Raw genomic sequence first — 12,437 nt, 5'->3', positions numbered from 1 at the left:
TACGATTTTGACCTAAGAAAAATAGGCTCAGCTAAAATGGCTAGAGTCTATTTTCCAAGATGAATTTAATTCACATAAAGTGAGATGTTCAGCGCAGATTAGTCACAACGTTGTAAGCCGCGATCGAGTTTAGTTAAAAACTCATAACCATTATCAGTAATGAGAATCATATCCTCTAACATAATCGAACCGACCCCAATACCGTAATAGGGTGTTTCAAGGCTTAACACCATCCCAGGCTGGAACGTTTCAGTCGCTAATGTACTGATGAAAGGTGCTTCTTCTAATCCCAAAAATACACCATCACCGTGCCCTAGATGACCACGATTATAATGTGGCAAGCCCGATTTTTTAATGACGTCCATGGTGGAATCAAAAACATCTTTTAATTTAACCCCCGGTGCCACCCTTGAGAGCATATGTTCATGACCGATTCTAATGGTGTCATATATTTGCTTTGCTAGTGGGTCCGGCTCCCCCAGAACAAAAGTTCGCGCCAGATCGGCCCCATAACCTGCAACATCAACACCGCAGTCAAACTTAATTAAGTCTCCCGGCTTAGCTGGGGTGTCATCCGCCAGCATTTTAGGCGAGAAGTTATCACCAACCGAAATAAGATTGAAACGGGAGAAGTTCGTTTCCGGAAACGTCATTACTGCGGCTTTGAATGCCGCCGTCAATTGTGCCGCAGTACAACCGACGCGAATTTCTTTCGCTGCACGGGCAATACCAAACTCGGTTATCTCAGCACTTTTACGCAGATGTTCAATCTCCCACGGGCTTTTGATCATCCTGATTTCATTAAATAATGGCGTTGAATCAACCAATTTCAGCCCTGGCGCTACTTTGTCCAGAACACCTTTTCCCCCGTTAGACATGGCATGTAATTCAATGGCAATGGTCTTACCCAGCACCCCGGCGTCCTCAAGCGCTGCTTTGACTAAACTAAAAACAGCTTCAACTGGCGGGCCAATCGGCCGCTCACGCTTGGTCTGATGATTAAGGGGATTGCGTGGGTCATCGACATCGACCCACACCGGAAAGGTTTTTAGCACCATATTCGGCATATCAAAGTGGGCACTGGCTGCCTCAAACTCATTCATGATGATTTGCGAAGGAATTGCTGCATCACGGAACATAATCGCCACCGCCGCACCGGTATGGCGGAAGGTATACATAAAGAAGCTGGCGAACCCAGTGAGATAGTAGAAATTATCACAAACGGTGACCACCAGAGCATCAAGCCCTTCTCGCTCCATTACCGTACGGGCTTTGCGACTTACCGCGTCTAAATGCGCAATCTTTTCTTTATTCACCAAACTTTCCTTCAAGGCTTATTTTATCTGTGATCTGAATAATATACCTAAAGTCATTGAAGTTGCAGGTGCAGAGCTAAGACAATTTGTTACCGACTAATCAATCGTGTAATTCACCGACATCACTCCTTTTTTCTCCGAAATGGACTGAACAATAACCTTTCCAACATCGCGCAGCGAACTAACATGGGTACCGCCACAGGCATACGCGGGCAATTCACCAAATCCGATTTCGCGAAAATCACCCTGGATCAACGTCTGTCGGGCTAAATCCTGATGAATAAACTGCTCTAAAGCTATCTGAACAATATTAATATCAATTGGATGCGGATTTTCAGTCGGTTTAAATGAGACTCGGCCCTCACCCGGCCAGTGATGTGCCTTTATTGGCAACCAGCCATAACTTTCGCCAATATTGCCAATGATATGCCCAGCGGAATGCATGCGTGCATTCAGAAAACGCCGGTCACTGTCGATACACGCAGGTTGTATCCCTAATGCAACGGGCAGCGCCACATAATGAACTAATTGATGTTGCACCACCACCACATGTAATACCGGGCTGCCGCCAATCGTACCGGTATCGCAAGGTTGCCCACCGCCTTGCGGATGGAAAATAGTAGCCTGCAATATTAAAGCAAATCGCTCACCATCAGGAGTACAACTCAGGACATTTACATCCGTAGCCAGCGTATCGTTATCAAAAAATAGACGAGTAGTCACAATCATTATCCTTTTATCATTTCCATTATGATTATATTAATGCCAGTCTATTGTGATAATCCGTCATAACCTCAAAGGACTGTTGCGCTGTGAGCACAAATACGCCTCTGGCTCTGCTAAGCGAAATGGCTATTTTCGTTAAAGTGGTAGAAACCGGTAGTTTCTCGGCAGTTGCACGCCAGTTAGGCGTTTCACCTTCAGCAATCAGCCGTAGCGTCAGCCGACTCGAAAAAGCGCTGGCTACGCGCTTATTGCAACGAACTACGCGTAAATTGCGATTGAGCGAAAGTGGCGAAGAGGTTTTTAAACGCTGTCATGCGATGCTTAGTGCAGCCAATTCAGTGATGGAAGTCAGTGGCCAGTACAATCTGGAACCGGAAGGGCTTATTCGTATCAGTGTACCAAAAGCAGTTGGCCGTTTTGTCGTTCACCCGCATATCCCTGAATTCTTGCGCCGCCACAGTAAAATAGATGTACAACTGATCTTAGATGACCGCTACGTTGATTTAATTGATGAAAATATCGATTTGGCAATTCGTATTACTGACCAACCCCCTGCTGGAATGATTGGCCGGCAATTGATGGCTATCGAACATTTGTTGTGCGCCACACCCGAATATCTCGCCACCCATGAGGTTCCCCTGCATCCGCATGATTTAGTGCACCATAGCTGTATTTATCTCGGAGAGACGCCGGGAGACGCCCGCTGGAAATTCCGTCAAGGTAGCAAAGCGGTAACTGTCGCGGTACGGGGCCGCTACGCAGCTAACCATTCCGGTGTCAGGCTAGATGCTGTCTTGCAGCATATAGGTATCGGCAGCCTACCTTATTTTACGGCCAGAACAGCATTGCAACAGGGACTGATAGTACCGGTATTACCAGAATGGCGCTTTATCAGTTCGTACAGCGGTGGCTTATGGTTACTCTACCCGCCAACCCGCTATTTACCCCCCAAGCTGCGCGTATTTATTGATTATATTGTCGGTTGTTTGCGTAAAGAACCCAACTTACCCCCCGCGGCGGTTAAATTACCCGCGATTTAATATGCTGTATTAAACCCAACTAAGTCGCAGGTTGGGTACCTGCGGTGCAATTACCGTTTTTTCGCCAATAATGTCGCAAAGCGCAGTTTTATCCGATTACCTTCGGCGTCGGTCTTATGTAATTGCCCAACATCTTCATTGTACTTAATAATATCCCAATCTTTATAGTAATGGCTTAACTCACCCGACTTTAATGTAAAGGAGAACGGCACAGTACAAGGGAAGTCATCCGTAGACATGGCAGAGATAATCAAATTATAACCACCGGACAAGGTACACTCCTGCATATTATTAATAATAGAGGGAATTCTTTCCGGTTGTAGGAACATCAGGACCACAGTCGATAGAATAAAATCATAGCGGTTGTCCACACTGGCTTCATTAATATTGTAAGTGCTGGCGGTAATATTTTGCAGATTTTCCTGTACTATAATCTGCTGTAAATTATGGATACTATCGCTATTTTTGTCTACCGCCGTGACATCAAAACCCAATAAATTCAAATACAAAGAATTACGACCAGAACCACAGCCTAAATCTAATGCTTTACCCGGTTTAACCATTTTAACGGCTTCAATGACTTCAGAGTGCGTCGGGGTTAAATTGTATTTTTTATGATAAAAATCTTCTGCCGTGCAATAGAAACTGAGTTGGCATTGCAGGTCATCTGAACAAGCGGCAATACGGTGCCAGACTTGGGGTTCTATAAAGGGCGGCTGCTGCTCACAAGAGAAGCTATGCCTCGCCAAAGTATTCCCCGCTTCATCGAGGATCAGAAAATCCATCTCCCCGTTTAGAATGGTCAGTTTGGCCCAAGTGCCTGCCTTGGTATTGTGTTTTTCCCGGAACATCGCCGGTACAGCGGTACTATTCCAGACAGGTAACTCTTTATAACACAGCAGTGCTGATGTATTTTCCATACTGACATTCCTCAGATAACTTAAAGATGCATTTAATATGCAACATATAATACAGCATTAACATTATCAAATGAAGCCGTCGGAACAAACAAATTCGGCACGAGATTTGGTTTATTTAAATCAGTCAACAAATTGAAATAAAAGATAATATTGCATCAAGGCATTGTGCGTTTAATCGTTTTTAAGTTTTCGATATGGTCGGCCAGTTTTTGAATGTCGTCATCCGTCAGATGTGCTTTAGCCTTATTGCCCCGGCCAACAATCTTGCCATCGCGGCGAGCAGTTAGACCATCAACAATTTCATCACGCGATAACGATATCAGTGGCGGTGCTTTATCCAAGCCTTTGCGATCAGCCGAACGCCCATGGCAACTTGAACAGGTTTGTTTATAAATATGCTCACCGTCAGTGGCTGCCTGAGCCGTGACACTGAGCAGCAGGACACCCACGGTTAACAACAGCACTGCTTTCATTATGCACCCGCCGCCCATTGTTGGAACAACGTAACCAGCGCCTGCTCATTACGCGCGCCCTGATGCAATTGCGTCACTTTACCACTGCGGTCAATCAGAAAAGAAGTCGGGGTGCCAATAACCTGGTAGCGTTCTTGTGTGATACCTAATTGATCACGAATAACCGGATAACTAATATTCCGCTGTGCCAACACCGGATTGATATCCACCTGTTCAGGATCGGTGTTAATCGCCACAACCACGATATCATCCCGATATTCCTGACTCAGTTTATCCAGTGCCGCCATTTCAGCCAGACAACCGCCACAGCTAGCTGACCAGAAATTGAGGTACACCTGCTTACCTTTCCATTGATCAAGTGCCACCGGCTTGCCTTTTAGGTCATAAGCTGCCAATTGTGGGGCCGCTTCACCCACCACCAACTCTTCTTGTTTGCACGCGCTAAGTAGCAATAACACACCACACATGCCGATAACTTTTAACCGATTACGCCACATGATGACGGCTCTCTTCATTAAGATATTTACCGTGCTGGAGCCGGATTATCCGATCAGCAACACACCCTAAATCTGGATTGTGGGTAACCATGACAATGGTTCTACCCTGACGATGAATATGGTTTAGCAGATCCAGCACCCGCTGTTCATTCTCTTCATCAAGATTACCGGTCGGTTCATCAGCAAAAATGATAGGAGGCTGATTAACAAGCGCACGTGCAATACACACTCGCTGTTGCTCACCACCAGAGAGTTGGCTAGGCAGATGCCCCATACGTGGTGTCATCCCGACCTGTTCTAAAACCTGCCGCGCGGCGTCTTCATCAACCACACTGTGATAATGCTGCGCTAACATAATGTTCTCTAACGCAGTCAGATAAGGAATCAGGTGAAATTGTTGAAAAACCAGCCCTATCTTGTCAGCCCGAAACTGCCGGCGGCCTTCTTCGTCTAAGCCTGCGGCATCAATACCGTCAAGTAACACCTGCCCTTCGCTAACGGTATCCAGACAGGTCAGGATATTCATTAATGTTGTTTTACCTGAGCCGGACGCCCCCATAATCGCGACAAACTCACCACGATTAATGCGAATATTAATGTCTTCCAGCGCTGTAACTTGACCAAAACGCTTATATAAATGTCGGGTTTCAATGACGGCATCCGCGGTGTATTCAGGTTTCACCCGTGTTAATGGCGATGTCATTTGCTACTCTCCTTTCAGGACTTTAGCGGGTTCGATATGAATAGCCCGACGGGTGGGAACAATGGCCGCCACGGCGGCGACTAACAATGACAATATCAGGGTCAATGGCAGTACTGGTGCTCGCAAAGCGATTGCCGCACTGAACACCGTCTGGCCCAATACTTGCGCCAACACATAGCCAAGCAAAGCACCGCAGACTGCGGCAGCCAGCGATATGATCAGTGTTTCAGTCAGCATCTGACGAATAATATCGGCACCACTGGCACCCAATGCTTTTTGCAAGGCGAACTCTTTTGAACGCTCACCCACTATCGCCATTAAGGTGGTGTTAACGCACAGTGATGACAAAATGAGGATCACCACCGAGACCAGCCCCATCAGCCCTTTTATTTTATCAAGCACCTGCCCTTCAGAAGCCGAGACCTTACGGATTGGCCGAATTTCAAGATCGGGATATTGCTCACGCAGGCGGCTGGCAAATGTTTCAACCTGCCCCACATCATTACTGACGCTAAGGAGCGCATTGCTGATATGCCCCGGTTGATTGAGCCATTTTTGCGCCAGTTCAAGATTGACGATTAACATGTTATCCGTGGCGTCACCCGCTTCAACAATACCTTTGACCTGAAGACGCTGGCGAGTCGCTCCATTCACCAATGTAATGGTATCGCCTACTTTGACGTGCAAGCGTTCGGCAAGTTTGACACCAATCATGGCATTGCGATCATCAAAACTGACGCCGATCCAGTTGCCGGTGACTTGCCAGTAGGGAACGAGCTGTTGTAGGGATTCAAACCATACCCCCATCAGCACCACTTTTTCCAATTCGGTGCGGGCCATACCATAAATATAGGGGCTGGAAGCATTGATAAGCCCTTTTGGTGCCGCATCTATAATTGGCTGAAATCGCTGTTGTTCAAAAGAGTTACCATGCCCTGGGCCGATATAGAAATTGGCACCAAAGGTTCGTAACTCCTGACTCATCTTGGCATTAATATCGAAATAAACTGCTGACATTGCGGTGACAATCGCTGCACCAACAGTGAGTGCGGCAAATACCACACTGACCCGTTGCATCCGCAGGCGCAGTGCACGTAATACCAATCGCCAGAACATACTATTACTGACTTTATGCTGAATTGCCCGATGATTAACGGCCATAAAGCACCTCCACCGGATAGAGACTGGCAATACGCCGGGCAGGGAACCAGGTACCTATGACGGCAATCAACACGGATATCACCAGCACACAGGGCACCACCATCCAGGCAAAACTGAGCGGAGCGCCAAACAACATCAGGCCAATGGTTTTTGCCAAGCCCCAGCCAGCCAAACAGCCTGCCAGACCACCAATCAAGCCACTGATTGCTGCTTCAAGATAAAACAGCATCAAAATTTGCCACTGACGCGCCCCCAATGCTTTCATCAAACCAATCTCTTTAGCGCGTTCCATAATCGTGCTGGTCATCAGCGATGCAATCCCCATTGCCGCAGCAATCAACGCCGCCAGTGTAACCACCGCCAACAGCAGTTGTATTTTTTCAATCACCACCCCTTCAGATGCAGCAACTTGCCAAATTGGCCGCACCACGGAGCCAGAAATAGCCTCTTCCAATTGGTGTGCAATTGAAGAAACATAGGCGGTGCAATACCACAGGTCGTATTCTTCGGCATTGAGGGCTTCAAGGTTTTCGCGCGCTTTACGCGACAACTCATTTTCTGGCACAGTCAATGCTGAGACCCGCACTGCCTGGATTTTTCCTGGCAAGCCGAGGAGTGATTGCACTGCGCTTAGGGGTAACACCAGGCGGCTCTCTTCTTCACCACCACTACTCAGCACCCCACTTATCTTCACCGTTAGTGGGCCAGAAGCACCGTTGAGGTGCAACTCATCACCGACTTTCCAACCAGTTTGCTGTGCCAGTTGTTTACCTAACAATGCCTCAGCCGTTGTCGCATCGGCTTTAACTGGCTCCTGCGGCCAGTTACCACTAACCTGCCAATACGGGCTGATAATTTGCTGACCGGTGTGATAGTCCTCTTCATCGGGTACATCAACCGGCTGATTAAAATAGGTCCCCAGCAGCGGAATAATTTGACCCTTAACATCAGTTTCGCCGCTCAGTAATGGCGCAAAACCGACAATATTGTTACGCCAAAAAATATCTTTGATATTGGGTAACTCAGCTTGATCGAGGAAATCCTGCCCGGTAAGTGGGTTACTCTGCTCGCCGAACAATGAAGGCAGTGCCACCTGCCCAGCAGGTTCAATCAAAATATTGGCACCATAAGACTTCAACTCACGTGACATTTTATCGCCAATATCTATCGATACCGCCAACAATGACGAGATGAGTCCGGCAGCAAGGAAGACCGTAAATACCGCCAGGGATTTACGCCGGACATTCCTGAACCAAGACTGCTTGAGCATGCGCCATAACATAATTATGGATTCTCCTGCGTGTCACTGTCTTCACTACTGGCAACCGGCGTCACAAACTGCTCCGGGTGTTCACGGAAACGGTTGTAATTCGCCTCAGATGAGAAGAAATAGGTCTTCTCGCCATAACTGTACTTATATTCGGCCTTTTGATTGGTGAGGTGAGTTTTATCAACCGGATCAATTACATCAAGCGTTACTACCGTGGTGAAGTAATTGACACCCGCCTCCAAAGAGGCTTTGGGAATGACTAACTCTTTATCGTCACTTTTCCACCCCTCCAACGGTATCGGGTTACAGCCCCCTGCTTTACCGATCGACGGAATGAAAATATGCACGGCGCAGGCAACACAAATGACCTGATTGCCTTCCATGACATACCCTTGATCACCACACAACAAGCAGGCATCGAAAACCACACTCAGGCGCAGACGATCGGGATAACGGTTAATAATAAAGAAACGTACTGCTTTACCATCATCGGCGACCCAGACAAAACGATGCAACTTACCATCGCGTACCTGCTCTACTGGAATACGGACTAAACCATCAGCCGAGAGTGTCACGGGTAAGGCCTCGGACAACTGGGGCGGTTGAGAAGCGACTTTATCCCAGTAGAGTTGAGCACCTGCGACTATTACCCATGCCAGCAAGGAAAAAATAAAGATTCGGCGTACATTACGGTAATCAGCTAATGCTTTACGGTGAGCGATCGGGTCTGAATTTTCACCGACGATCCGGCGGGAATTACATAACGGTATCAAGTAACACAGCGTCGTAAATGCCAGAAGCAGCGCACAAATGTAACTCAACCAGGCATGCCCATTGGTAACTAAAGCGACATAACTGAGTAGTGATTTGGTCAGTGGCACAACCTGTAACTTCATCAATAACAGAATGCCGTCGCCACTGAGTGGCAAAATCAGTAATACCGTTATCAGTATCAATAGTGGCCAACGGCAACGAGGCAATTGCCTGACCATCATCAGCAATAATACGGCACTGAAAATCACCCAGCCAAATGCCACGATAATAGCCGCCAAATTGAGCAGTAAATCAGTGTTGATGACATGGGTATTGGTAAAGGCTCCGAGATTCGGATTATTACCCCAATTGAATGCTGCGCCCAATACCAACAGGGCTTGCCAGACATAACCTAACGACTGGCGGAGCGTAAATTGACTTAACAAGAATAACAGCAGTGCGAGAAGTTGCCCCCCCGCCAGAACTAACTGCAATTGCTGCGATTTTGGGTAATGGGTACCGGCCCAAATACCCACGATAGCCATGAGTATCGTTATCCATACCACCCGGTTCAATGCAGGAGCTGGCCTGAATGCCCAACTTAACCCCAATAACAACGCTACCGGTAAAAAGGCTTGTAGCACGGAAACAAAAAAATAACTCATTAGCACACACCTTGGGCAAGATAATCACAACACCTGCCAGTTATCACTGATCAGCTTTTACATCGCGCGGATAAAAACGCGCTGACCATCCAGCATTAAGAAAAAGCCGCGATAACTGTTTTAGTCATCGCGGCCATTGTTATCAATTCAAACCGGTATATTTAAAGTCATAACTCACATCAAACGGTTTCCACCAGCGGCCGACACCCGTTTCGCTATCAGTATGGCGATGTAACCCGGCTTTAGATGGCTCACTGATATGGTAAGTAACTTTATAGTTACCTACGCCCATCATTTTAATATTGGCACCGTAGTGTGGACCGTCACTGGCAACCATCGGCATGAATGTGCCTTCTTGTTTGGTACCAGTATCCGTATTCACCAAGGTATAAGCGATAGTCAGGTACGGCATCCATTCACCGGCACCAAATCCATTCTTATTGCCTTCGGTGGCATGGATATCCGCCTCCAGATGAATGTCAGCTTTCGCGGCAGGCAAACCCATGCCACGCGGTTCCATATCGATTGGCTGCAAGTAAACTGCAGCAATTTCCATATCGTTGATCTTGATAGGCTCGCCAGCCGGATACTCTTTAAAGGCGAAAGCAGCAGGCGCTGCAAAAATGCTGGCGATAATGCTGCTGGCAATAATCGTTTTCTTCATGGTCATGTAGCACACCCTCTGGTATCAAATGATAATTACATTGTCGTTATTCACACCGGCATCATGCCGGACCATTACGCTGAGACAGTACGACCACGCCGTTGCATTACCCAAAGAGCAACCAGCGCAGCAATCAGTAATATCCCTTGAGGAATCAATGTTTCCAGATATGGATAGATCCCCAACCAACTGATTTCAGGTACGCCCGATAGCAATGTCGGCTCAAACAATTTACCTTCAATTAGTTCAAGAACACTCTTACCGGCAAATACAAACGCCATTAGGTACATAAAGCCACCGGTAAACATAAAGAAGGGTTTGAGTGGCAATTTGACTACGGTAAAGCGCATAACCAGATAAGCTGCCAGCAAGAATACACAGCCAACGCCAAAACCTGCCAGAATCGACAAGTGGCCGCTAGTGGTACTGGCATCGCCCATCAGGGCCAGATAGAACAGTACAGTTTCAGCACCTTCGCGATACACCGCCAGGAAGCTTGTCAGCCATAACCCGACCATCGATCCACTACTGAGTGACTTAGAAAATTTCCCTTCGAGATAAGCTTTCCATTGCCGTGCTTCAGTCTTCGACAATAACCAGTAACTCATTGAGAACAGCATCACCACGGCAATCATCATGGTGAAACCTTCTAATAACTCACGACTTTGCCCTGAATTAGCAAATAACCACTGGAAGACGAAAGCGGTTAGCACGCTGGCGATTAAGGCCACTACGACGGATTGGCGAATGAGCGGTAATTTATCCTGATGGTTGTTTTTCACCAGATAAGCCACTATCGCGGCAACAATCAGTAAAGCTTCCAGCCCTTCACGCACAATAATCAGCAGGCTGTAGATGAACAGACTCCAGTTGGTTTCATCCCCCCCACCCAGCATCTCTACAGCACTGGCCAAATCCTTTTGCAACGCAACTGCTTCGGCTTGTAACTGTTCGACTGGCTGACCGGCTTTCATCAGACTGACTAAACGAGTGAAATGCCCCTCTAACGTCGATTTAAATGCAGCATCACGTGAACCAACTTTATTCTCCATGCCACTGGCTTCGAACAAATCAAAGTAGGTATCCTGTACAGCCATCATTGCCGGTGTAGTCTGCCCCTTTTGGTACTGACTGATAGCATCGCTGATGGCCTGATTTATCTTACTGGAAACCGCAGCCCAATCGGCATTAGCTTGTCCGTCAGAATTAGCAGCCGATGCCGAAGATTGCCCAACGTTGGCTTGATCTGCGGTGACTGGTTGCTGTTCACGCGTTGTGGGTAAGCCTGGCAGGGTGTCTTCGATAGTTTGCAGTAAACCGGTGACACGATAGGCAACTTCCGTTATTTGGTCTGGCTTGCGGGTGAGATCGATTAATGCGGTAAATTGTTGGTTAATTGCCGCCGCTGCTTGTGCGGAACGATTGCCCCGCACTGACATTTCCATTTCAGAGTTTTTAAAACCCTGATAATGAGCCTGTTGCACGCTTTCACTGGCCGCGGCGAACTTCCCTTCTTGATATTCGCTTATGGCTTGTGCCAGTAAGTCATCAATGATTTTGAAACTCTGCTGCCAGTACAGTGCAATTTCACTGTTTTCATAGGCTGCATGTTGCTGTTCTGCATTAAGTTTATGCCCATCGGTCAGTATAGGCAGTACCGCAGTGAGTTCACTTTTAAGCCAATTAATTTTATTATCAACTTCCGCTTGCGGTTTGCCCTCCCCAATCATGCGCCGGATTTCGCCAAAAGCGGCTTCCATCTGGTAACTCTTCTGGGCAGAGATATTGATACGAATCGGGCCTTCGAGGTTTTCGAAAACTTCAAAGTACGCCATCTGCACCGTAGTACGGGCTTCATCATTGTTCTGTTGTTGGTACAACTGAGACGTTTTATCGAGACGGGATTGGATATCATTAACCAACTGCGGGTAATCCGTCGCAGCCCAGGCTAATGAGGCTGATAGCCACCAACAGCAGCAAAGCAGAAAGAGTTTGTGCCAAGTTCGCATAATATGAGTAACGCACATGAAGTTGATAATGAGATTTATTAACATTAACACTAAACAAAGGAAATGTGTCTTGATCCGCATCAAAAAATATTTAGTTTATTGAATTTTTGTTTAAAAATGCGGCGCACTACGCAATTTCTTCTTAGGAAAGCGCAAAAAAATTCAAATAGCAGGTTTTTTATTCGCTGGTTCTGAGGGGACAAGAGTAGAAAATAACCTCGCCTGCTGCGGAAATACCAC

At 47.1% G+C, this 12,437-nt stretch carries 12 protein-coding genes; 1 reads left to right on the top strand and 11 read right to left on the bottom strand.

The window, feature by feature from the left end; genetic code table 11:
* Nucleotides 1-98 precede the first annotated feature (98 nt).
* Together V2A85_RS17700 and V2A85_RS17695 are read right to left on the bottom strand one after the other, a co-directional pair.
* Nucleotides 99-1,316 (bottom strand): M24 family metallopeptidase, encoded by a 1,218-nt coding sequence (locus V2A85_RS17700; protein WP_372558848.1) that lies wholly within the window; start codon nucleotides 1,314-1,316, stop codon nucleotides 99-101.
* Nucleotides 1,317-1,412: 96 nt separating this feature from the next.
* A complete protein-coding gene (locus tag V2A85_RS17695) occupies nucleotides 1,413-2,039 on the bottom strand; it encodes an alanyl-tRNA editing protein (protein ID WP_420071982.1) in 627 nt (208 codons plus the stop codon).
* 89 nt (nucleotides 2,040-2,128) lie between these two features.
* Here V2A85_RS17695 and V2A85_RS17690 point away from each other — a divergent pair, with 89 nt between their 5' ends.
* Nucleotides 2,129-3,082, top strand: a complete 954-nt coding sequence (locus V2A85_RS17690; RefSeq protein WP_420071981.1) for a LysR substrate-binding domain-containing protein — start codon at nucleotides 2,129-2,131, stop codon at nucleotides 3,080-3,082.
* Between the two features lie 50 nt (nucleotides 3,083-3,132).
* Here V2A85_RS17690 and tehB read toward each other — a convergent pair whose 3' ends face one another.
* The 9 genes from tehB to V2A85_RS17645 form a co-directional block, all read right to left on the bottom strand.
* Entirely contained in the window at nucleotides 3,133-4,002 is an 870-nt protein-coding gene (tehB, locus tag V2A85_RS17685; protein ID WP_372558845.1) for an SAM-dependent methyltransferase TehB, read from the bottom strand.
* 155 nt (nucleotides 4,003-4,157) lie between these two features.
* The gene (locus V2A85_RS17680) at nucleotides 4,158-4,475 is read right to left on the bottom strand and encodes a c-type cytochrome (RefSeq protein ID WP_372558844.1); all 318 of its coding nucleotides are present in this window, start codon (nucleotides 4,473-4,475) and stop codon (nucleotides 4,158-4,160) included.
* On the bottom strand, nucleotides 4,475-4,942 hold the full coding sequence (locus V2A85_RS17675) for a TlpA family protein disulfide reductase (protein ID WP_193784819.1): 468 nt from the start codon (nucleotides 4,940-4,942) through the stop codon (nucleotides 4,475-4,477). Before V2A85_RS17675 ends, V2A85_RS17680 begins: the two co-directional genes overlap by 1 nt.
* A 19-nt stretch (nucleotides 4,943-4,961) precedes the next feature.
* On the bottom strand, nucleotides 4,962-5,675 hold the full coding sequence (locus tag V2A85_RS17670) for an ABC transporter ATP-binding protein (RefSeq protein ID WP_083159071.1): 714 nt from the start codon (nucleotides 5,673-5,675) through the stop codon (nucleotides 4,962-4,964).
* 3 nt (nucleotides 5,676-5,678) lie between these two features.
* Entirely contained in the window at nucleotides 5,679-6,791 is a 1,113-nt protein-coding gene (locus tag V2A85_RS17665) for an FtsX-like permease family protein (protein WP_193784820.1), read from the bottom strand.
* Between the two features lie 34 nt (nucleotides 6,792-6,825).
* Entirely contained in the window at nucleotides 6,826-8,118 is a 1,293-nt protein-coding gene (locus V2A85_RS17660; protein WP_083159073.1) for an ABC transporter permease, read from the bottom strand.
* A 2-nt stretch (nucleotides 8,119-8,120) separates the two neighbouring features.
* The gene (locus V2A85_RS17655) at nucleotides 8,121-9,524 is read right to left on the bottom strand and encodes a Fe-S-containing protein (RefSeq protein WP_420071980.1); all 1,404 of its coding nucleotides are present in this window, start codon (nucleotides 9,522-9,524) and stop codon (nucleotides 8,121-8,123) included.
* Between the two features lie 142 nt (nucleotides 9,525-9,666).
* Entirely contained in the window at nucleotides 9,667-10,194 is a 528-nt protein-coding gene (locus V2A85_RS17650) for an iron transporter (RefSeq protein ID WP_083159075.1), read from the bottom strand.
* A gap of 68 nt (nucleotides 10,195-10,262) precedes the next feature.
* Complete coding sequence (locus V2A85_RS17645) at nucleotides 10,263-12,197, bottom strand: FTR1 family iron permease (protein ID WP_420071979.1); 1,935 nt, start codon at nucleotides 12,195-12,197, stop codon at nucleotides 10,263-10,265.
* Nucleotides 12,198-12,437: the final 240 nt, after the last annotated feature.

This window comes from Yersinia sp. 1252 StPb PI, from assembly GCF_048593885.1.
In the GTDB taxonomy this organism is placed as follows: Bacteria; Pseudomonadota; Gammaproteobacteria; order Enterobacterales; family Enterobacteriaceae; genus Yersinia; species Yersinia enterocolitica_E.
The sequence above is the reverse complement of the archived record's forward strand: the minus strand, read 5'-3'. Positions and strand labels throughout refer to the sequence as shown.

Bases quoted from the DNA above. Each gene is read 5' to 3' on its own strand.
- tehB (WP_372558845.1), bottom strand. From the start codon at position 4,002: ATGGAAAATACATCAGCACTGCTGTGTTATAAAGAGTTACCTGTCTGG.
- V2A85_RS17680 (WP_372558844.1), bottom strand. From the start codon at position 4,475: ATGAAAGCAGTGCTGTTGTTAACCGTGGGTGTCCTGCTGCTCAGTGTC.
- V2A85_RS17675 (WP_193784819.1), bottom strand. From the start codon at position 4,942: ATGTGTGGTGTGTTATTGCTACTTAGCGCGTGCAAACAAGAAGAGTTG.
- V2A85_RS17670 (WP_083159071.1), bottom strand. From the start codon at position 5,675: ATGACATCGCCATTAACACGGGTGAAACCTGAATACACCGCGGATGCC.
- V2A85_RS17665 (WP_193784820.1), bottom strand. From the start codon at position 6,791: ATGTTCTGGCGATTGGTATTACGTGCACTGCGCCTGCGGATGCAACGG.
- V2A85_RS17660 (WP_083159073.1), bottom strand. From the start codon at position 8,118: ATGTTATGGCGCATGCTCAAGCAGTCTTGGTTCAGGAATGTCCGGCGT.
- V2A85_RS17655 (WP_420071980.1), bottom strand. From the start codon at position 9,524: ATGAGTTATTTTTTTGTTTCCGTGCTACAAGCCTTTTTACCGGTAGCG.
- V2A85_RS17650 (WP_083159075.1), bottom strand. From the start codon at position 10,194: ATGACCATGAAGAAAACGATTATTGCCAGCAGCATTATCGCCAGCATT.
- V2A85_RS17645 (WP_420071979.1), bottom strand. From the start codon at position 12,197: ATGCGAACTTGGCACAAACTCTTTCTGCTTTGCTGCTGTTGGTGGCTA.